Here is a 20,518-nt window from a genome sequence, read left to right as displayed (position 1 = left end):
CGCTTCAGTCCAGGGGGTGTCGAGGGGGCTTTCACGATGATCCGCGGACTGATGACGGCGACGGCGCTGGCCCTTGTGCTGGCGACCGGCGCGACGGGGCCGGCCCCGGCGGCGACGGCGCCGGCCCCTGCGGCGTCGGAACAGCGGACGGACGGCCTGTTTCCCCTGATCGTCGATGCGGACGAGGGCGCGGTGAAGATCGAACTGCCTGCGCCGGGCGCGGACGGCGTCATGGCCCGGGTGATCCACTTCACCACCCTGAGGACAGGGGTCGGATCGGCGGTGACGGGCCTGGACCGGGCCCAGATCGGGCCGACGCACATCCTTGTGTTCCGCAGGATGGGCGACCGGGTGGTCATCGAATACGAGAACCCGACCTATCGCGCCGAGGCCGGGTCTGGCGACGAGCAGGCCGCCGCGCGCGACGCCTTCCTGCGCTCGGTCGTCTGGTCCGGCCCGATCGACCGCCGCACCGAGGACGGCGGCGCCGTGGTCGACATCGGCAAGTTCCTGACCTGGGACTCCACCGGCATCGCCGCCGCGCTGAAGCAGGCGGGGCAGGGCGCCTTCAAGCCCGTCGCTGACCTGAGCCTGGTCGACGCCTCGGCCGCGCGTGTGTTCCCGGAGAACCTGGAACTGGAGGCGCTGCTGACCTTCTCGTCCGACGATGCGGGGCGCGAGGTGTCGCGGATCGCGCCCGACGGCCGGCTGGTCAGCTTCGCCGTGCACCACAGCTTCGTCAAACTGCCGGACGCCGGATACGAGGTCCGGCCTTTCGATCCCCGCACGGGGGCGATGAACCAGGTGGTGCACGACTTCTCGGCCCCTCTGGACGCGCCCATCGCCCGGCGACTGGCCGCGCGCTTCCGCCTGGAGAAGACCGATCCCGCCGCCGCGCGGTCGACGGTCAGGCAGCCCATCGTCTTCTATGTCGACCGCGCGGCGCCCGAGCCGATCCGTTCGGCCCTGGTGGAGGGCGCCTCCTGGTGGGGCGAGGCGTTCGACCGCGCAGGCTTCATCGACGCCTATCGCGTCGAGGTCCTGCCGGAAGGCGTCGATCCGATGGACGCCCGCTACAACGTCATCAACTGGGTCAACCGGGCGACGCGCAGCTGGTCCTACGGCCAGAGCGTGATCGATCCCCGCACGGGCGAGATCGTCAAGGGATCGGTCTTGCTGGGCTCGCTGCGCGTGCGCCAGGACATGATGATCCTGGAAGGCCTGGCCGGAGCGGCCCAGACCGGAAGCGGCGCCCAGGACGACGCCCAGCGCATCGCCCTGGCCCGCATTCGCCAGCTGGCGGCGCACGAGGTCGGCCACGCCATCGGCCTGATGCACAACTTCGCCGCCTCCACCCAGGACCGGGCCTCGGTGATGGACTATCCGACGCCGCGCATCGCCATCGGGCCGGACCAGACGCTGGACTTCTCGGACGCCTACGCGGTGGGCATGGGGGCGTGGGACGATTTCGCGATCGACTGGCTGTACGCGCCGGCCGACGCCGCGACCCTGGACCGCAAGGCCAGGGAAGGGGCCGCACGCCTGCGGTTCGTGTCCGACGCCGACGCGCGAAACGCCTGGGACGGCCAGCCGTGGGGCAGCCTGTGGGACGAGGGGGCGGATCCGGTGCAGGCGCTGGGCCACGCGATGCAGGTGCGGCGCATCGCCCTGTCGCGCTTCGGCCTGAACGTCCTGCCGGCCGGGTCGGCGGTGAACGACCTGCGCCGCCGCCTGGTCCCCATCTACCTGTTCCACCGTTATCAGGTGGATGCGGCCGCCAAGCTGATCGGCGGTGTCGACTATGGCTTTCCCATCGTGGGCGACGGCCGCGAGAGCGCCGCGCCGGTGTCGGCCGAGCGCCAGTCCCAGGCGCTGGAGGCGCTGCTGACGACGCTGGATCCCGCGGCCCTGACCCTGCCGGTTCCGCTGCTGGATCTGCTGGCCGCCCAGCAGTCCGGCGATACGGACGTCCAGCACCAGATCGAGGTCTTCCCCGCCGACACGGGCCGCGGGTTCGACGCGGGGGCCGCCGCCGACGTGGCCGCCGAGGTCACCCTGTCGGCCCTGTTCGCGCCCGAGCGGGTCAATCGCCTGATCGAGGCGACCGCGCGCGATCCCGGCGCCTTGGGACTGCCGCAGGTTCTGGCGCGGACGTCGGCCGTCGTCTTCGCCCCGGCCGAGGGGCGGCCGTCCGAGGCGGCGCGGCGTGTGCAGGCGCGCTATGTGCTGACGCTGGCGGAGCTGAGGCGCGGCGGCGGCCTGTCCACCACCGCCGCCGCCCTGATCGACCAGGACCTGGCGACGACGGGCCAGAGGCTGCGCGGCTCGCGCGCCGCCGATCCGGTGCAGCGGGCGCACGATCGCTGGCTGGGCGCGCTGCTGGCGGATCGCGAGCGGCTGGAGCAGATGTTGAAGGATCGCCGCCACCCCGTCGCCGTGCCGCCGGGAAGCCCCATCGGCGATCAGGATTGCTGGCTGTGCGCCGCAAGCGCGGTCACGACCGTTGACGCCCGGTGAATCATCTGTATAAGGGCGCCTTCCCGCGAAGGGCGCCACGCTCCTGGTCTGTTGACCGGAGCGTTTGTTGCGTCTGACTAACGCGTATCTGGAGAATTTCGTGGCCCGTATCGCTGGCGTCAATATCCCGACCAACAAGCGCGTTGAAATCGCGCTTCAGTACATCCACGGCATCGGCCCCGCCGCCGCCAAGGACATCACCGAAAAGGTCGGCATCGAGCCGGCGCGTCGCGTGAACCAGCTGACGGACGCCGAAGTCCTGCAGATCCGCGAGACCATCGACAAGGATCACACCGTCGAGGGCGACCTGCGCCGCGAGACGTCGATGAACATCAAGCGTCTGATGGACCTGGCCTGCTATCGCGGCCTGCGTCACCGCAAGGGCCTGCCGGTCCGCGGTCAGCGCACGCACACCAACGCCCGCACCCGCAAGGGTCCGGCCAAGCCGATCGCCGGCAAGAAGAAGTAAGAAAGGGCTGATCCGATGGCTAAGGAACCGGGTCGCGTAAAGCGCCGCGAACGCAAGAACATCACCTCGGGCGTCGCCCACGTGAACGCCAGCTTCAACAACACCATGGTGACCATCACCGACGCGCAAGGGAATGCGATTTCCTGGTCGTCGGCCGGCCACATGGGCTTCAAGGGTTCGCGCAAGTCGACCCCGTATGCGGCCCAGATGGCGGCGGAAGACGCCGGCAAGAAGGCCCAGGAGCACGGCCTGAAGACGCTGGAAGTCAACGTTTCGGGTCCGGGTTCCGGCCGTGAATCGGCCCTGCGCGCCCTGCAGGCCGTCGGCCTGACGATCACCACCATCCGTGACGTCACCCCGATGCCGCACAACGGCTGCCGTCCGCCCAAGCGCCGCCGCGTCTAAGACGCGACGCCGACGGAAAGCACCCCCATCTCCGTCGGTTCCACCATGGCCTCGTCGACAAGGCCGGAACCGACGAAACCCGTTCGAGGGACCAAATGATCGAAAGAAACTGGCAAGAGCTGATCCGTCCCGAGAAGCCGCAGATCGAGACCGGTTCCGACGCCCAGCGCAAGGCGCGTCTGGTGGCTGAGCCTCTGGAGCGCGGTTTCGGCGTGACGCTCGGCAACGCCCTGCGCCGCGTGCTGCTGTCCTCGCTGCAAGGCGCGGCGGTGACGGCCATCCAGATCGACGGCGTCGTTCACGAATTCTCGTCGCTGGAAGGCGTCCGTGAGGACGTCGTGGACATCGTTCTGAACATCAAGCAACTGGCCCTTCGCATGCATGCCGAAGGTCCCAAGCGCATGACCCTGCGCGCCACGGGCCCCGGCCCGGTGACCGCCGGCCAGATCGACGTTCCGGCCGACATCGAGGTTCTGAACCCCGACCATGTCATCTGCACGCTGGACGACGGCGCGTCCGTCCGCATGGAACTGACCGTCCAGAACGGCAAGGGCTATGTCGCGGCCGAGTTCAACCGTCCGGAAGACGCGCCGATCGGCCTGATCGCCGTCGACGCCCTGTATTCGCCGGTGAAGCGCGTCGCCTATCGCGTCGAGCCGACCCGCCAGGGCCAGTCGCTGGACTATGACAAGCTGCTGCTGGAAGTTGAGACCAACGGCGCCGTGTCGCCTGTGGACGCCGTGGCCTACGCCGCGCGCATCCTGCAGGACCAGCTGCAGATCTTCATCACCTTCGAGGAACCGACCAAGGCGGTCGAGGCTTCGGAAGGCAAGCCGGACCTGCCGTTCAACCCGGCCCTGCTGAAGAAGGTCGACGAGCTGGAACTGTCGGTCCGCTCGGCCAACTGCCTGAAGAACGACAACATCGTCTACATCGGCGACCTGATCCAGAAGACCGAGGGCGAAATGCTTCGCACCCCGAACTTCGGCCGCAAGTCGCTGAACGAGATCAAGGAAGTGCTGGCGACCATGGGCCTCAGCCTCGGCATGGACGTGCCGAACTGGCCGCCGGAAAACATCGAAGACCTGGCCAAGAAGTTCGACGACCAGATCTGAGTTCAACCCTCCGCCCGTCTCCCGCTGGGAGAGAGTCGGGGCGGTTAGAAGGATACGGGCCTAGGTCTCCTCAAGGGAGATACCGGGACCGGAGTAGGAGAGACCACGATGCGCCACGGCGCCGCCTATCGTAAGCTCGGTCGCACGACCAGCCACCGCACCGCGATGTTCGCCAACATGGCCGCTTCGCTGATCAAGCACGAGCAGATCACCACGACCCTGCCCAAGGCGAAGGAACTGCGTCCCTTCGTCGAGAAGCTGGTCACGCTCGGCAAGAAGGGCGACCTTCACGCCCGTCGTCAGGCCATCAGCCAGGTCCGCGACGTGACCCAGGTCGGCAAGCTGTTCGAGACCCTGGCTCCGCGCTATTCCGAGCGCAACGGCGGCTACATCCGCATCATGAAGGCCGGCTTCCGTCACGGCGACAACGCCCCGATGGCCGTGATCGAGTTCGTCGATCGTGACGTCGAGGCCAAGGGCAAGGACTCCGGTCCGGTCCTGTCGTTCGACGACGGCGAGGAATAAGGGTCGACCCGTTCGAACCCAGACGCCGAAAGGGCGGTCGGAGCGATCCGGCCGCCCTTTTTCTTTGGCGCGGGCTGGGCCATGAAGCACGCCATGAACGCCGAGAGCCCCGTCCATATCGTCGATTACCATCCCCGGCACGCCGCAGCCTGGGCGCAACTGAACCAAGCCTGGCTGGCGGAAGGCGGCTTTGCGATCGAGGCGAAGGACCGGCGATCGATCGACGATCCGGAAGGCGTCTTCCTGGTCCCCGGCGGCCGCATCTTCATCGCCGAACGGGACGGCGCGGCGGTCGGCTGTTGCGCCCTGATCCGGCTGGAGGACGGTTTCGAGGTGTCGAAGATGACCGTCACGCCGGCCGCGCGGGGACGGGGACTGGCGCGGCGGCTGCTTGACGCCTGCGAGGCGGCGGCGCGGCAGACGCAGGCGAAGCGGCTATATCTGGAAACCAACAGCGGCCTGGCGCCTGCGATCGCCCTGTACGAAAGCGTCGGTTTCATCCACCTGCCGGCGCGGCCCACGCCCTATGCGCGGGCCGACGTCTTCATGGAAAAGCGGCTCTAGGCCTATTCCTTGGACAGGTCCTGGCGCTGGAACCAGACGATGGCGCCGACCAGGGGGGCCAGGGTCCAGGACACCAGACCCAACACGCCCTTGGCGAGCGCCTGGGGCGGCAGGTCCCCGGCGGCCGCACCGCCCAGGATGACGGCCTTCAGCAGATCGGCGGCCATGCCGGGCGTCAAGAGCGGCGTCAGCCAGCCATCGGGCGAAACGCCCATGGACGCCAGCAGCTTGGGCAGGAAGAACTGGCCGACCCCGACGACCAGCGGCACGAACAGGGCCGCCAACAGCGAGCGGGTCGTCACCGCCGCCAGAAGGCCCAGCATGACGAACTGGACGATGCGGCCCCAGCCCAACAGGGTCAGCCACGCCAGGTCGGCCGTCTGGGCGCCCGTCAGGCTGAACGTCAGGGCGCGTTCGAACACCACCGCCTTGACCAAGTTGGAGGCGATGTCGCCGATCAGCACCGCGATCGTCGCGGCGATGGTCAGACCGACCACCACCACGACCTTGCCCAGCAACAGGTTGGGCCGGCGGTTGCGGGCCGTGGTCAGACGCCACGTCTCCCAGCGATAGTCGCCGGCGAAGACCGTGGCCGCGCCGATCAGCACGAACATCAGCACCGCCGGATTGGCGAACTCGGCCGCGCTGGCGACAAGGCCCGCGCCCAGGTCCAGCGGAGCGCTGTTCAGCCCCAGCTCGGGCGGCAGCTTGCCGGCAAGCTTGGCCTCGTTGACCTTGGCGAAGATGAAGGTCGCGGCCGAAATCAGCAGGCCGACGACCGGCACGAACAGCAGGCTCCAGAACAGGGCCGTGCGGTTCTTGGACAGGCGATAGGATTCGGCGCGGATCGCATCAACCAGCATGGGCGGTCCCCTTCGCGGCGCCGGCCTGCACGCCGGTCCAGCCGGTCTCGGTCATGAAGACGTCTTCCAGGTCGGCGCCGATCCATCGGGCCTCCTCGATCTCCACCCCGGCTTCGACCAGGGCGCGGATGACGGCCGGGGTTTCCGACCGGGCGATGGCGGCCACCACGGCGTCGCCGTCCAGGCTGGCGCGGTCGCCCAGAACGCCCAGGGCCCTGGCCAGGGGCGTCACCGACAGTCGAAGCCGTTCGCCCGACGCCGTCAGGTCAGAGACCCGACCCTCGGTGATGACCCGCCCCTTGTTGAAGATGGCGACGCGATCGCAGACGCGCTGGACTTCCTGCAACTGGTGGCTGGCCAGGATGACGGTGACGCCGTCGTCGTCGGCCAGGCTGCGGATCAGGGCGCGCATCTCCTGAATGCCGGGCGGATCCATGCCGCTGGTGGGTTCGTCCAGGATGACGAGGTCGGGACGGGTCATCAGGGCGGCGGCGACGCCCAGCCGCTGCAGCATGCCGACGGAAAAGCCGCGCACGCGCCGATCGGCCGCCTCGGCCAGGCCGACGCGGTCCAGCCAGCCTGCGATGTCGGTTGGGGTGACGCCGCCGTGCGCCCGCCCCAGCCATTCCAGGACCTGACGCGCGGTGAGGAAGGGCGGAAAGCGCGGCGTCTCGATCATCGAGCCCATGCGCCGCATCGCCGCCGCGTCGCCTATGCGGCCGCCCATGACAATCGCCTCACCCCCGGTCGGGCGGATCAGGCCCAGCAAGGTGCGGAACAGCGTCGACTTGCCGGCGCCGTTGGGCCCCAGGACGCCGTACACCCCGCCGCGCGGGATCGACAGGTCCAGCCCGTCCAGCGCCTTCACTGTCCCATAGGTCTTGGTCAGGCCGCGGGTTTCGATGACGGTTTCCATGCCGTCGAGCTTGGCCCGCGAACGCCGATCTCACAAGGCTTTGCGACGCTGTCCCCGATTAAGTTTGGGCAATGATCGGCGCGCGCCGAACGCGTCCTTCAGGCCGGTCGGCGGCGAGCGCGCTCAGTTCGGACGTATGACCATGCAGGTCACCCGACGTTCGGCCAGGGCGTCGCAGGCGGCCTTGGCGCCGACTTCCGTCAATCCGACGAAGCGCGACCGATACCATTCGCCCGCCGCCTGGACGTTGCGCTCGGCGCCGGCGAACTGGGACCGGAAGCGGCGGTGCACCTCGGTCAGCCAGTCGTTGGCGATCTTCTCCTCGCGGAAGGCGCCGACCTGGACCGCCCAACCGCCCGAGGACGCCCGCGCCGGCTCGCGCGAGGGCGGCGGCGCCGAAAGACGGCTTCCGGCCGTGGCGTTCAGCGCCGCGGTCAGGGTTTGCGGCCGGGAAGCCGCGACGCGCTCGGACGGGGAGGGGGCGACCCGCGTCGGCAGGGCCGCCGGCGCCGGCGCGGCGGTGTAGGAAACCTGGGTCGCCTCTCCGCCGATGTCGGCGTCCTCGGCCACAGAGGCGTAGGCGACCGGGGCGTTCGGAGACAGGTCGCCGCCGACGCCGAAGCCGCGCTGCTCGAAGAACAACTGCGCCACCTGAATGGCCTCGCCCTGGGCGCGGCGGCGCTCGACCTCGAAGCCGGTGTCCATCAGTTCCGCGACATGGGCGTTGCGGCTGGCGGTGGAGCGTCCCCCCAGCACGATGGTGATCAGCCGCTTGCCGTCCCGCACGGCCGAGGCGGCCAGGTTGTAGCCCGAGGCGTTGGTGTAGCCGGTCTTCATGCCGTCGTAGCCGTTTCCGGTCGCCAGCAGGCCGTTGGTGTTGCGATAGTCGCGGCCGTTGTAGGCCCAGTCGTGCAGGCCGAAATAGCTGTAGTACTGGGGAAAGTCGCGCATGATGGCCCGCGCCAGGATGGCCTGGTCCCGCGCCGAGGTCAGTTGGCGGGCGTCCGGCAGACCGTTGGCGGTGACATAGCGCGTCTGGGTCATGCCCAACTGCTCGGCCTTCAGCGTCATCATGTTGGTGAAGCGGGCCTCGGAGCCGCCGATGTGTTCGCCGATGGCGACGGCCATGTCGTTGGCCGACCGGACGGCCGTGGCGCGCATGGCGTTGTCCAGGGTGATGGTCTGGCCGGCGGCCAGCCCCAGCTTGGACGGCGGTTGCGACGCCGCGCGCGGCGAGATGGTCAGCACGTCGGTCAGGTGGACCCGGCCCTCGTTCAACGCCTCGAACGTCAGATAGAGGGTCATCATCTTCGTCAGCGACGCGGGATAGCGGCGGCTGTCGGCGTGGCGGGCGAAAAGCACTTCGCCGGTCTCGGCGTCGACGACGATGGCCGCGTAGCGGGTGTTCTCTTGCGCCAGGGTGGGCTGGGCCGCGCCCAGCCAGAGCACCGTCAAGGCCAGGACGGCGAGGAGGCTGCGACGGAGAACTTCAATCATAAGCATACGCCCTCGGTAAGCAGGGTTTGCGGCAGGCCCCCAGCCGACGCGTCGAGGAGGCTAGCATAGCCCGCCGGGGTTTCATGGTGGTTAACCGACCGTCAACGGGAATTTGAAGCCTCGACAAGGTTATCAGCGATCATATTGTGCGGCGCACAATTTTTCATTGACCGCACTTCGCACTTGCAGCATAAGGCCGCCATCAGACTTCCGACGCCCGCGCCCCGACGGGCCTTACAGACGGAGACGAGACAATGGCTGACACCGCTGAGACCGTGAAGAAGACCGCCGACCAGGCGACCGCCGCCGCGACCTCGGCCGCCGCCAAGGCCAAGGCTCAGGCCGAGACCTTTCAGGCCGCCGGCGCCAACGCGTTTCGCGAAGGCATCGACAAGTCGGTTGCGTCGATGGGCGAACTGAACGCGCACGGCAAGAAGAACCTGGACGCCCTGGTCGAGTCGGCCGCCGTGGCCCAGAAGGGCGCCGAGGCCCTGTCGCAACAGGCGATGGGCTTCGCCAAGGCTTCGTGGGAAGACGGCGTCGCCGCCAGCAAGGACCTGTCTGGCGCCCGTTCGGTGCAGGAGTTCTTCGAACTGCAAACCACCTGGGCCAAGAAGGCGATGGAACGCTACGTCGCCGAACTGTCCAAGACGAACGAGATCGTCACCACGACCGTCAAGGATAGCTTCAAGCCGATCAACGAGCGCGTGACCGCCTCGGTCGAGACCTTCCAGGCCGCGCGCTGAGCCTGATCCTCGATCGGATGACCAAGGCCCCGGCGGAATCGCCGGGGCCTTTTCATTTGGCGTATGCGTATTTGACAAACCTGTGGACCGCTAGTCGCGGTGGAGGCAGTGGTCGCAGAGGCTAACTTCGCCAATGTGGCCCTCATGTAGCGGGAACGACCGGCCACAATGGATGCACTCTGCTGTTGGGCCGACGCAACTCCTCGGCCTAACGTCTTTCGCCAGGTCCGCCGCCTTCCGTCGATCGGCCTCGGCCTCGCGCTCTTTGTCGCTAAACCCGCTCACGGCTTTTTTTCGGCTTCCGGCTTCGGCGCGGTCGCTACCCGCCGCACCTTCTCTTCAAAGGCGGCTTCGTCCTCGTCGCACTCTAGCTCGCGCGCAAGTTCGCGGAACTTGTCCGCCTGGGTCTTGGGGTCAGCGTCGGGTCGCACGTTTCGCCACCTTGTCCAAGACTTCGACCCTCGCACCATCCCAAGTGCCAAGCTCTAGGTCGCTGTTCATTGCTCTCGATTGGGTTCGTATGCTCACACGCTTCGTGTTCGTCTCTTGATAGATCAGGAACGGAATCACGTTTTCCTCCCCCTTCAGCTCCAGCTCCTTCGAAAGGAGGACCGCCTCAAGAGCGCGGTGTTCGGTTATCCCGGCAAAGATGGCTACGCGTCGCCCGCTCTTATGCTTGACCAAAACGTCGACAACGTAATCTTTCAGGCCCTCAGCCGCTGGCTCGTCGACGCCGATGTCGGCCTCCGCCCCGAACCTGTCCGCCAGCGCCGCTACGAGATCATCGCGGAACGTACTGGCGACCCTGTCGCGCGTCGTGAAGACCATGTCCTGCAGGCGGTGCATAAAGGCGAGGAAGCGTGCCGCTCCTTCACCGGCCTGCTGCCCCGACAACCAAGCCGTCTGGAAACGCATCGCCACTTGGTCGAACTCGACCCCGTGCTCTTCCATCAAGCCGCTGAGGATTCCGAGGCGGGTGTCGGTAGAGAAGTCTACCCCCGCTCCCTCAAGCTCCGCATAGGAGGCGGCGTCGTCCTCGATACGGACGCGACCGCCGTCAAGGCGCGCGTAGAACGTGAGGGCGTCGCCGGTAAACCATGTAAATGGGGAACGGATTGCGTACCCCATTTTCAACCTGCGAACTTCAAATCCCCCACAGAGGGCTTCGCAAATGTCGTCCTGAATATTCAACACAAGCCTCCCTGTTCTTCGAAGCGATAACGCTTGGCTGCGATGGAAAGAGCGTTGGCCTTTGTGACCGGAAAATCCTCACTCCAACGTTTACCGCCGGACTTGGGCCACCCCACCATGCGGTTTTTATCGCGAAGCACGTTAGGAAAAGTTTCCCACACATTACCCTTTATCAGGTGGCAGTGCCAGATGACGTGACCCCCGTTTCTCATCCAGCCATAACGAGAGTCCTAGGTTGATCTGAGCTGTGATCGGCTGGGTTGGCAAGAGGCCGGTCAGCGCAGCCTCCAACCAGCGCAGCAGGCCGGCCGATGTGTCCGGTGAGCGCTTCTGCATAAGCCTGCGGCGTCAGCCACCCGAGCTTCGAGTGCGGACGCTGCTCGTTGTAATCGCGTCGCCACGCCTCCAGCACGGCGCGAGCGTGCGGCAGCGAGCGGAACAGCGTCTCGTTCAGCAGCTCGTCACGCAGCCGCCCGTTGAAGCTTTCGTTGAAGCCGTTCTGCTGGGGCTTGCCCGGCGCGATGTAGTGCCAGCCGACGCCGGTGTCGTCGGCCCAGGCCAGGACCGCGTTCGAGGTGTACTCCGTGCCGTTGTCGCTGACGATGGTGTCGGGCCGCCCTCGCTGCCGGATGACGGCGTCCAACTCCCGCACGACCCGCGCGCCCGACAGCGAGGTGTCGGCCACCAGCGCCAGGCACTCGCGCGTGCAGTTATCGATCACCGTCAGGATGCGGAAGCGCCGCCCGTCCGTCATCTGGTCTGCGACGAAGTCCAGCGACCAGCGCTGGTTGGGCGCCAGCGGCAGGTCCAGCGGTCGCCGCGGGCCCATCGCTCGCTTCCGGCCGCCGCGCCGGCGCACCGTCAGTTGCTCCTCGCGATAGATCCGCTGGACCCGCTTCCTGTTGACCGCATGGCCCTCGCGCCGCAGCAGCACGTGCAGGCGACGATAGCCGAACCGTCGACGGTCCTGGGCCAGGGCCTTCAGCCGGTCGCGCAGAGCGCCGTCGTCCGGGCGCGTCGCCTGATAGCGCACGCTCGTCCGATCGACGCCCAGCACACGGCACGCCCGCCTTTCGCTCATCTCGTAGGCGGCCTGCAGATGGCCAGCCGCCTCGCGATAGCCGGCGGGCGTCACCACTTTTTTCCCAGCAGGTCCTTCAGGGCCACGTTGTCCAGCATCGCGTCCGCCAGCATCCGCTTCAGCCGGGCGTTCTCATCCTCGAGCGCCTTGAGCCGCCGAGCCTCCGACACGTTGAGCCCGCCAAACTTGGCCTTCCATTTGTAAAAGGTCGCCGAGCTGACCCCGTGGCGTCGGCACACCTCCGCCGTCGCTACACCGGCCTCCTGCTCCCACAGGATCCCGATGATCTGCTCTTCCGTGAACCTCGATCGCTTCATTCTGTCCGTCCTTCGTTGGGCGGACTCTAGCTATTCCTGGAGGAGTTTCAGGGGGTCACGTCACAGAGCTTGTGCGATGTGTGTAGTTCATGGTGACACAGAACCAAGCAGCCCTTCTGATGGTCCAACGCGAGTACTGCCGAGAACCGTTCTGTCTCTTCGCTGAGAAGGATCAGGACGCGGTAGTGCTCACCCAGCGCGTCAAACTCCACCAGCCGCCAATCCCAAGATGGGCCGTATTTAAGGGCGCGCCCCAGCGGCAATGCAGCATTGGGCACCTTCCCAGACTTCCACGGCCCAATCTGCACATTGGATTTTGGCGCGCGGATAATGTCCACCAAAGTCAGCATTGTGCCCCTCCCATGCGACAACGTTAGGTCGGGCGGACGAGCTACCGCAAGTCGATCTTACTTTGACCTCCACCTCGCCCTTCGCTTCTTGCCACTAGGCGGCGGTCGCGGCCCGGATGTCAGTCCGTCGGTAGGTCAGGCGCTTGCCGACGCCACCCAGCACGGCGCGCAGCGCGCGCTCCTGATCCTCGCAGCCAGTGGCCGAGCGATTGGAATAACGGAAGTCGAACTCCGCCAGATAGCGGTGCAGGTGCTTCTTCGAGCAGTGCTGATAGACGCCCTTCATGCCGCGCTTGAAGATCGAGAAGTAGCCTTCGATGGTGTTGGTGTGGATGGTGCGGTCGTCGGTCGAGACGTATTCGTCCTGACCGTGGCGGACCATGCCGTGCTCCGCGAACTGACGACCGACCGCCAGATAGTGACCGGCTTCGTCGGTCATCAGGCGGGCTTCGCGGTGCAGGTTGTCCAGCACGATGGGGGCGATGGTGGCGGGGCGGATGTTGTCCACCACGACCGAACGGACTTGGCCAGTGGAGCGGTCCACCAGCGAGAGCACCTTCATCTTGTGGTGGAAGGCGCGCTTGACCGGCTTGCCGGGTTCGCGGCCGATGTAGGTTTCATCGACCTCAACAGCGCCGCCACCCTGACCGAAGGGAGCCAGATCACCAGAGCGCATGGCCTCGCGGATGCGGTGGGCCAGGAACCACGCGGTGTTGTACTGGACTTCGAGGGTGCGTTGCAGCTGTAGGGCGCTGATGCCCTTCTTCGAGGCGCACATCAGGTAGATCGCCTGTAGCCACTTGTGCATTTCGAGGTGGCTTTCCTCGAAGATCGTGCCCTTGCGAACGGTGAACTGGCCACGGCAGGCGCCGCACTTTTTGAGGCCGTGGCGAACCACGCCTTCCGGGTTCTTCTTCGAGGGCTTCGAGCGCACGTTCTTTAGGGCATAGGCCCGACCCACGACGCCGCAATGCGGGCACGTCGGCTCCGAACCCCAGATGATACCTTCGACGTAAGCGAAGGCAGCGGCTTCATCGTGGAAATAGGGCTTGGACAGAACGGACACGGCGGGTTTCTCCTTACCAGACCAACCTACCATTTCGTATGGGTTTGTCAAATACGGATACGCCTTTCATTTGGCTTCTGGCTCGGCGACCTGTGGGGATAGCGCCTCATGGTGGATGCTGAAGGCGCGCGCCAACCGCCAGCGCCCGTCGCCTTCCAGCCGCCACAGCACCGAGAACCGCGCCTGGCCGACCAGGCGTTCGGGGCCGTCGCCCTGGCGTTCATAGAAACGATGGCGGCCTTCCTCGACCGCGCCGACGCCGGGGATGGCGTAAACGCGCATCGTGCCGGGTACGAGTTCGCGCCGCGAATGATAGGCTTGCGGACCCGTCGCGGCTTCGCAAGCCTGGCGATAATCCTGGACGAAGGCGGTCCGCGTCGCCGTCAGGCCGCCCCGGTCGTGGTAGAATTCGAGATCCTCCGTCACCAGGTCCGACAGGGCCTGCGGATCGCAGCGGTCGAACATCACTGCGAAAAGGTCAGCGTCGCGCGCGGCGACGATCGTCGTCAGTTCGGCCGGATCGGGCAAGGCGGCGGGGCCGGTCGCGGATTGGCCCAGTGTCAGGACCGCGAGGGCGGATGTCAGCAGCATGGCGGGGCGTCCTTGTCGAACGGAATGTCGCACCGTGGTGCGGCCTGGCGACGCGGAAGTCGCGTGAAACTTTGTTCACCCGGCCTGCTCACGAAAGCCGTGACTGGACGCCGCTTCAAATCAGGCCATCATTCCCTATCTGAGAGCCAAGACGACTCCCCGATTACGGAATACGAATGCCCATTCAAAGGCCCGGTGAAACGGGCGGCGGCCAAGGCGCCGCCACCGTCACCGAAACCAAGCCGAAGCTTCAGAAGCCCTCGCTGTACCGGGTGCTGATCCTGAACGACGACTACACGCCGATGGAATTCGTCGTCTATGTGCTGGAGCGGTTCTTCCAGAAGAGCCGCGAGGAAGCCACCCGCATCATGCTGCATGTGCACCAGCATGGCGTCGGGGTGTGCGGCGTCTTCACCTACGAAGTCGCCGAGACCAAGGTCGCCCAGGTCATCGAGACCGCGCGCCGCCACCAGCATCCGCTGCAATGCACGATGGAAAAGGACTGAGAGGAGCCTCCCTATGCCTTCATTTTCCCGTCCTCTCGAAGAAACCCTGCACCGCGCGGTGGCCTACGCCAATGAGCGCCGGCACGAATACGCCACCCTTGAACACCTGCTGATGGCGCTGACGGACGACCCCGACGCCTCAGCGGTCATGCGCGCCTGCAATGTCGAACTGACCGCCCTGAAGACGGCGCTGACCCTCTATGTCGACAACGACCTGGCCGCCCTGGCCACGGCCGACGGCGAGGACGCCAAGCCGACCGCCGGCTTCCAGCGCGTGATCCAGCGCGCGGTCATCCACGTCCAGTCCTCGGGCCGCGAGGAGGTGACGGGCGCCAATGTGCTGGTCGCCATCTTCTCCGAACGCGAGAGCCACGCCGCCTATTTCCTGCAGGAGCAGGACATGACGCGCTATGACGCGGTCAACTTCATCGCTCACGGCATCGCCAAGAAGGCGGGCGCCGGCGAAACCCGGCCCGCCAAGGGTTCGAGCCCCGAGGAGGCCGAGGACGCATCGGCCGTCAAGTCGGGCGGAGAGGCGCTGGAAGCCTATTGCGTCGACCTCAACGAGAAGTCGCGCCAGGGCAAGGTCGATCCGCTGATCGGCCGTCAGGCCGAGGTCGAGCGCTCGATCCAGATCCTGTGCCGCCGCACCAAGAACAACCCGCTGCTGGTCGGCGACCCCGGCGTCGGCAAGACCGCCATCGCCGAAGGCCTGGCGCGCAAGATCGTCAACGGCGACGTGCCGGACGTCCTGAAGGACGCGACCATCTACAGCCTGGACATGGGCGCGCTGCTAGCCGGCACCCGCTATCGCGGCGACTTCGAGGAGCGGCTGAAGCAGGTCGTCAAGGAACTGGAGAACCACGACAATGCTGTCCTGTTCATCGACGAGATCCATACGGTGATCGGCGCGGGCGCGACCTCGGGCGGAGCGATGGACGCCTCAAACCTGCTGAAGCCCGCCCTGGCGTCGGGGTCGCTGCGTTGCATGGGATCGACGACCTACAAGGAATATCGCCAGCACTTCGAGAAGGACCGCGCCCTGGTGCGTCGCTTCCAGAAGATCGACGTCAATGAGCCGACGGTCGAGGATTCGGTGAAGATCCTGAAGGGGCTGAAGACCTATTACGAGCAGCACCACAAGGTCCGCTACACCGACAGCGCCATCCGAACGGCGGTCGAACTGTCGGCCCGCTACATGACCGACCGGAAGCTGCCGGACAAGGCGATCGACGTGATCGACGAGGCCGGCGCCTCGCAGATGCTGGTGGTCGAATCCAAGCGCAAGAAGGTCATCGGCCAGAAGGAGGTCGAGGCCGTCATCGCCAAGATGGCGCGCATTCCGGCCAAGTCGGTCTCCAAGTCCGACACCGAGAGCCTGAAGGAACTGCAGACCGACCTGAATCGCGTCGTCTTCGGTCAGGAACAGGCGATCGAGCAGGTCTCGGCCGCGATGAAGCTGGCGCGGGCGGGTCTGCGCGATCCGAACAAGCCGATCGGCAGCTTCCTGTTCAGCGGCCCCACCGGCGTCGGCAAGACCGAGGTGGCCAAGCAGTTGGCCTCCACCCTCGGGATCGAGATGCAGCGGTTCGACATGTCGGAATACATGGAGCGCCACACCGTCAGCCGGCTGATCGGCGCGCCTCCGGGCTATGTCGGCCATGACCAAGGCGGGCTGCTGACCGACGCCGTGGACCAGCATCCGCACGCCGTCATCCTGCTGGACGAAATCGAGAAGGCGCACCCGGACGTCTACAACATCCTGTTGCAGGTGATGGACAACGGCATGCTGACCGACGCGGTCGGCAAGAAGGTCGATTTCAGGAACGTCATCCTGATCATGACCACCAACGCCGGCGCCGCCGACAACGCCCGCGCCTCCATCGGTTTCGGCCGGGGCAAGGTCGAGGGCGAGGACGACAAGGCCATCCAGCGCCTGTTCGCGCCGGAGTTCAGGAACCGCCTGGACGCCATCGTGGCCTTCAAGCCGCTGAGCGCCGAAACGATCCGCTCGGTCGTGACCAAGTTCGTGCTGCAGCTGGAAGCCCAGCTGGCGGACCGCAACATCACCATCGAGCTGACCGACGAGGCGGCCGACTGGCTGGCCAAGAACGGCTTCGACGAACTGTATGGGGCGCGCCCCTTGGCCCGGGTCATCCAGGACTCGATCAAGAAGCCGCTGGCCGACGACATCCTGTTCGGCCGTCTGACGCGCGGCGGACACGTCAAGGTCCAGCTGAAGGACGGCAAGATCGACTTCGACATCACGGGCCCCTCGGGCGCTCCGGCCAAGTCGGAAGAGGAAGAGACGGCCTGATCGGCGCCCGCCGATCCGAGATCGGGCCCGGGCGGCGACGCCCGGGCCTTTTTTCATGCGCGGCGCGCGACGCCGGGCCATAGTGCGCCGATGCGGTCACAGGCGGGGCAGGACGAAACGGCGGGGCGCGTGGGCGAGGCCGAAGCGCGCTTGGCGGCCGGCGACCTTCACGCCGGGTTCGAACTGCTGAAGGCGGCTCTGGCCGTGGACCAAAATCATCCGGGCGCGCTGGCCGCGATGGGGCTGTTCCTGGCCGCGCATGGCGACCCCGGCCAGGCGACCGAGGTTCTCAGCCGCGCCCTGGGGGGCGCCGAGACGCCGCAAGCGCGGGCGCGCGTGGCGCCGGCCCTGGCGCAGCTGCTGGCGGGCCTGACCCCCAGCCGCTGGCATCCGGTGCTGGACGCGGACCTGACGGCTCTGCTGGGCGAGTCCTCGGTCGATCCGCAGGTCCTGGCGCGCACGACCGCGCGTGTCCTGTTGCTGAAGACACCGAGGTTCGAAGAGACAGCCGAAGCCCTGGAGGCGCTGGGCGGCGACGCCCTGTGGATCGCCTTCCTGTCGCGGTGCCTGAACGTGGATGCGGCGATGGAGGCGCGCCTCGACGCCCTGCGCCACGCGCTGACGGCGACGCAGGGGCGGGGCGGCGAGGGCTGGCGCACGCTGGCGCAGGCCCTGGCCCTGAATGGCTATCTGGCGGAGCATCTGGACGACGAGCCAGAGGGGGTGGAAGATTCGGCGCCGGTTTCGCCCCTGTTCAGGTCGCCGCGCGCCGACGATGTGATGATGACCTGGCAAGGCCCCCTGACGGACCTGTTGGTGCGAAAGACCATTCAGGAGCCGGCGCGGGAAATGGGACTGGCGCAAGCCGTCGAGCGGCTGACGCCGGACACGGGCGACGACGTGTCCCAAGCCGTGCGGGCGCAATACGAGGGCAATCCCTATCCGCGCTGGGCCGCGCCGCCCCAACCGCCGCGCCGCGTCCTGTCGCAGGAAATCGAGGCGCTGCCCCGGCTGGACCAAGCGGCCTTCGCAAGGCGGGCGCGGACGGTTCTGGCGGCCGGCTGCGGCACGGGGTTCGAGCCGATCGACCTGGCCCGGACCGATCCCAGCCTGGCGATCACGGCCCTGGATCTGAGCCGCGCCAGCCTGGCCTATGGCGCGCGCGTGGCGGAGCAACTGGGCCTCGACCGTGTGCGGTTCGTGCAGGGCGACATCCTGGCGCTGGAGCCGGACATGGGGCCGTTCGATGTGGTCGTCAGCACCGGCGTCCTGCATCACATGGCGCGGCCGCAGGACGGTCTGGCGCGGCTGGCGGGTGTGTTGCGCTCTGGCGGCGTGGTCCGGCTGGCGCTCTACAGCGAACGGGCGCGCGCTCCGATCCGGCGCGCCCATGCGCTGATCCGCGAGCGCGGCTGGACGGCGAGCGCGGCCGACATCCGCGCCTTTCGCGCCCATGTCCTGGCGCTGCCGAACGATGACCCGCTGGCGGCCCTCAGGACCAGCGAGGACTTCTATAGCCTGAGCGGCTGTCGCGATCTGGTCTTCCACGTGCAGGAGCACCGCTACACCCCGCCCCAGTTGGTCGAACTGTTGGCCCAGGCGGGGCTTCGACTGGTCGGCTTCGAGCCGCCGTCCCAGGCGCAGGCCGCGTTCCGGCAGGCCTTCTGGGCGGCCGATCCGCTGGACATGGAGCTGTGGGACCGGCTGGAGGCCGCCCAGCCGACCCTGTTCGCCGGCATGTATCAGCTGTGGGGTCAGAAGGCGTGAGACCCCTGGACCTCATGCCTTCTTGAACGGCGACTGGTCCTCGGTCAGGGCGGCGATCTCGGCCTCCACGGCCGGGCCTTCGCGCCTCAGATATTGCGCCACCGGGCCGCGCAGGGCGGTGTCGGCGATGAAGTGGGACGAATAGACGGGCGAGGGCAGATAGCCGCGGGCGATCTTGTGCTCGCCCTGGGCGCCGGCCTCGACGCGCGACAGGCCGCGCGAAATGGCGAATTCGATGGCTTGGTAGTAGCAAAGTTCGAAGTGGAGGAAGGGCACGTCCTCCAGCGTTCCCCACTGACGGCCGTAGAGGGCGTCGCGACCGATGAAGTTCAACGCCCCGGCGATGGGGGCGTCGTCGCGATAGGCCATGACCAGGGCGATGCGGTCCGCCAGGGTCTGGCCCACCATCGAGAAGAAGGCGCGCGTCAGATAGGGCCGCCCCCATTTGCGGTCGCCCGTGTCCATGTAGAAGGCGAAGAAGGCGTCCCAGGCGTCCTCGGTAAGGTCGGCGCCGGTCAGGATGCGGATGTCGAGCCCGGCCTGGGCGTCGCGCCGCTCGCGCCGGATGGTCTTGCGCCGGTTGGACGACAGGGCGCCCAGAAAGTCGTCGAAGGTCCGATAGCCGTCGTTGCGCCAGATGAACTGCATGTCCTGGCGCGCCAGCAGGCCCGCCTCGGTCATCGCCCGCCAGTCCGGCTCGGTCGGGAAGTTGACGTGCAGCGACGACACGCCCAGCCGCTCGGTCAGGGTCAGGGCGCCCTGGATCAGGGCCTGGCGCACGTTCGCAAGGTCGGCGTCCGGGTGGGCCAGGAAGCGCGGCCCGGTCGCGGGGGTGAAGGGCACCGCCCCCAGCAGTTTGGGATAGTAGCGGCCGCCGGCGCGTTCATAGGCGTCGGCCCAGCTGTGGTCGAAGACGTATTCGCCCTGGCTGTGGCCCTTCAGATAGAGGGGCATGACGCCCAGGACGGCGTCGTCCTCGCCCCTTAGCGCCAGGTGACGCGGTCCCCAGCCCTGGGACGGGACCGCGCTGCCCGACCCTTCGCAGGCGTGAAGGAAGGCGTAGGAAACGAAGGGATCGCCGGTCGGGTCCGCGCAGGCGTCCCACGCGGCCTGGCCGATGTCGGCGATCCCGTCGTGAACCGTGATCTGGAAGGTCAACGGATCTCCACGATTGCGTCGACCTCGACGGCGAAGCCCAGCGGCAGGCGATAGACGCCGACGGCCGAGCGGGCGTGCCGGCCGGCGTCGCCGAACACCTCGACCATCAGGTCCGAACAGCCGTTGATGACGGCCGGGATGGCGTCGAAGTCCGGCCCGGCCTGGACGAAGCCGCCCAGCTTGACCACGCGGACCACGCGTGACAGGTCGCCGTCGCAGGCGGCCTTGATCTGGGCCAGCAGGTTGATCCCGCACAGGCGCGCGGCGGCGTTGGCCTGTTCCGGCGTCACGTCGGCGCCGACCGTGCCCTTCACCCCGCCCGAGGCGTCGTTCGACAGCTGGCCCGAGATGTGGACCAGGCTCCCCGTCTGGACGAAGGGCACATAGTTGGCCACCGCCTTGGCGGGTTCCGGCAGGGTGATGCCAAGTTCGGCGATGCGGGCGTCGATGGTCATGGAATGCTCCTCTGATCTGGGCGGCGGTCTAGCCTGCGGCAAGCCCCGCGTCACCCGTCGCCGGCGCTTTAAGCGTTCGCCAACCGCATCATGCGATGATGC

General features: G+C 67.3%; 20 protein-coding genes. 10 read left to right on the top strand and 10 right to left on the bottom strand.

Going from position 1 to position 20,518, the window contains the following annotated elements; all coding sequences use genetic code 11:
- Positions 1 to 36 precede the first annotated feature (36 nt).
- The 6 genes from M8231_RS08060 to M8231_RS08035 all read left to right on the top strand — a co-directional run bounded on the left by M8231_RS08060 (position 37) and on the right by M8231_RS08035 (position 5,595).
- A complete protein-coding gene (locus tag M8231_RS08060; protein WP_284150807.1) occupies positions 37 to 2,517 on the top strand; it encodes a zinc-dependent metalloprotease in 2,481 nt (826 codons plus the stop codon).
- 100 nt (positions 2,518 to 2,617) lie between these two features.
- A complete protein-coding gene (gene rpsM / locus M8231_RS08055; protein WP_249750406.1) occupies positions 2,618 to 2,986 on the top strand; it encodes a 30S ribosomal protein S13 in 369 nt (122 codons plus the stop codon).
- Positions 2,987 to 3,001: 15 nt separating this feature from the next.
- Positions 3,002 to 3,391 (top strand): 30S ribosomal protein S11, encoded by a 390-nt coding sequence (gene rpsK / locus M8231_RS08050; RefSeq protein WP_054765476.1) that lies wholly within the window; start codon positions 3,002 to 3,004, stop codon positions 3,389 to 3,391.
- A gap of 95 nt (positions 3,392 to 3,486) precedes the next feature.
- Positions 3,487 to 4,506: a DNA-directed RNA polymerase subunit alpha gene (locus M8231_RS08045; protein WP_249750407.1), complete on the top strand. Its 1,020-nt coding sequence runs from the start codon at positions 3,487 to 3,489 to the stop codon at positions 4,504 to 4,506.
- 108 nt (positions 4,507 to 4,614) lie between these two features.
- Positions 4,615 to 5,031: a 50S ribosomal protein L17 gene (rplQ, locus tag M8231_RS08040; RefSeq protein WP_249750408.1), complete on the top strand. Its 417-nt coding sequence runs from the start codon at positions 4,615 to 4,617 to the stop codon at positions 5,029 to 5,031.
- Between the two features lie 81 nt (positions 5,032 to 5,112).
- Positions 5,113 to 5,595, top strand: a complete 483-nt coding sequence (locus tag M8231_RS08035; RefSeq protein ID WP_249750409.1) for a GNAT family N-acetyltransferase — start codon at positions 5,113 to 5,115, stop codon at positions 5,593 to 5,595.
- Between the two features lie 2 nt (positions 5,596 to 5,597).
- Here the strand turns inward: M8231_RS08035 and M8231_RS08030 are convergent, their stop codons facing one another.
- The 3 genes from M8231_RS08030 to M8231_RS08020 form a co-directional block, all read right to left on the bottom strand.
- On the bottom strand, positions 5,598 to 6,458 hold the full coding sequence (locus tag M8231_RS08030; RefSeq protein ID WP_249750410.1) for a hypothetical protein: 861 nt from the start codon (positions 6,456 to 6,458) through the stop codon (positions 5,598 to 5,600).
- Positions 6,448 to 7,374, bottom strand: coding sequence for an ABC transporter ATP-binding protein (locus M8231_RS08025; protein WP_249750411.1), 927 nt, complete (start codon positions 7,372 to 7,374; stop codon positions 6,448 to 6,450). The genes M8231_RS08030 and M8231_RS08025 overlap by 11 nt, the downstream gene beginning before the upstream one ends.
- A gap of 123 nt (positions 7,375 to 7,497) precedes the next feature.
- A complete protein-coding gene (locus M8231_RS08020; protein ID WP_249750412.1) occupies positions 7,498 to 8,871 on the bottom strand; it encodes a D-alanyl-D-alanine carboxypeptidase in 1,374 nt (457 codons plus the stop codon).
- Positions 8,872 to 9,125: 254 nt separating this feature from the next.
- On the opposite strand from M8231_RS08020, the gene M8231_RS08015 reads away from it, so the two are divergent.
- The gene (locus M8231_RS08015; protein WP_249750413.1) at positions 9,126 to 9,617 is read left to right on the top strand and encodes a phasin family protein; all 492 of its coding nucleotides are present in this window, start codon (positions 9,126 to 9,128) and stop codon (positions 9,615 to 9,617) included.
- Positions 9,618 to 10,031: 414 nt separating this feature from the next.
- Here M8231_RS08015 and M8231_RS08010 read toward each other — a convergent pair whose 3' ends face one another.
- From M8231_RS08010 to M8231_RS07990, 5 genes are all read right to left on the bottom strand, one after another.
- Positions 10,032 to 10,808: a DUF1828 domain-containing protein gene (locus M8231_RS08010; protein WP_250202562.1), complete on the bottom strand. Its 777-nt coding sequence runs from the start codon at positions 10,806 to 10,808 to the stop codon at positions 10,032 to 10,034.
- A gap of 208 nt (positions 10,809 to 11,016) precedes the next feature.
- Positions 11,017 to 12,206, bottom strand: a protein-coding gene (locus tag M8231_RS08005) for an IS3 family transposase (protein WP_250201334.1) whose coding sequence is annotated in 2 segments (ribosomal slippage) — positions 11,017 to 11,954 and positions 11,954 to 12,206 — 1,191 coding nt in all. Because the reading frame shifts where the segments join, the coding sequence is not laid out codon by codon here.
- A 47-nt stretch (positions 12,207 to 12,253) separates the two neighbouring features.
- Positions 12,254 to 12,556 (bottom strand): hypothetical protein, encoded by a 303-nt coding sequence (locus M8231_RS08000; protein WP_250202561.1) that lies wholly within the window; start codon positions 12,554 to 12,556, stop codon positions 12,254 to 12,256.
- A 94-nt stretch (positions 12,557 to 12,650) separates the two neighbouring features.
- Positions 12,651 to 13,622 (bottom strand): IS1595 family transposase, encoded by a 972-nt coding sequence (locus tag M8231_RS07995; RefSeq protein ID WP_249750417.1) that lies wholly within the window; start codon positions 13,620 to 13,622, stop codon positions 12,651 to 12,653.
- Between the two features lie 66 nt (positions 13,623 to 13,688).
- Positions 13,689 to 14,213 (bottom strand): nuclear transport factor 2 family protein, encoded by a 525-nt coding sequence (locus tag M8231_RS07990; RefSeq protein ID WP_250202560.1) that lies wholly within the window; start codon positions 14,211 to 14,213, stop codon positions 13,689 to 13,691.
- A 176-nt stretch (positions 14,214 to 14,389) separates the two neighbouring features.
- Here M8231_RS07990 and clpS point away from each other — a divergent pair, with 176 nt between their 5' ends.
- The 3 genes from clpS (at position 14,390) to M8231_RS07975 (ending at position 18,803) form a co-directional block, all read left to right on the top strand.
- Positions 14,390 to 14,719 carry an ATP-dependent Clp protease adapter ClpS gene (clpS, locus tag M8231_RS07985; RefSeq protein ID WP_201216272.1) on the top strand — a complete coding sequence of 110 codons (330 nt, stop codon included), beginning with the start codon at positions 14,390 to 14,392 and terminating at the stop codon, positions 14,717 to 14,719.
- Positions 14,720 to 14,732: 13 nt separating this feature from the next.
- On the top strand, positions 14,733 to 17,036 hold the full coding sequence (gene clpA, locus M8231_RS07980; RefSeq protein ID WP_250202559.1) for an ATP-dependent Clp protease ATP-binding subunit ClpA: 2,304 nt from the start codon (positions 14,733 to 14,735) through the stop codon (positions 17,034 to 17,036).
- Positions 17,037 to 17,165: 129 nt separating this feature from the next.
- Positions 17,166 to 18,803 (top strand): class I SAM-dependent methyltransferase, encoded by a 1,638-nt coding sequence (locus M8231_RS07975; RefSeq protein ID WP_250202558.1) that lies wholly within the window; start codon positions 17,166 to 17,168, stop codon positions 18,801 to 18,803.
- Positions 18,804 to 18,815: 12 nt separating this feature from the next.
- Here M8231_RS07975 and M8231_RS07970 read toward each other — a convergent pair whose 3' ends face one another.
- Together M8231_RS07970 and M8231_RS07965 are read right to left on the bottom strand one after the other, a co-directional pair.
- Positions 18,816 to 19,961: a GNAT family N-acetyltransferase gene (locus M8231_RS07970; protein WP_249750422.1), complete on the bottom strand. Its 1,146-nt coding sequence runs from the start codon at positions 19,959 to 19,961 to the stop codon at positions 18,816 to 18,818.
- Positions 19,958 to 20,416, bottom strand: coding sequence for a RidA family protein (locus M8231_RS07965; RefSeq protein WP_250202557.1), 459 nt, complete (start codon positions 20,414 to 20,416; stop codon positions 19,958 to 19,960). Before M8231_RS07965 ends, M8231_RS07970 begins: the two co-directional genes overlap by 4 nt.
- Between the last annotated feature and the right edge of the window lie 102 nt (positions 20,417 to 20,518).

Source organism: Brevundimonas albigilva, assembly GCF_023573565.1.
Lineage (GTDB): Bacteria > Pseudomonadota > Alphaproteobacteria > Caulobacterales > Caulobacteraceae > Brevundimonas > Brevundimonas albigilva.
This window is presented reverse-complemented; position numbering and strand designations above follow the sequence as displayed.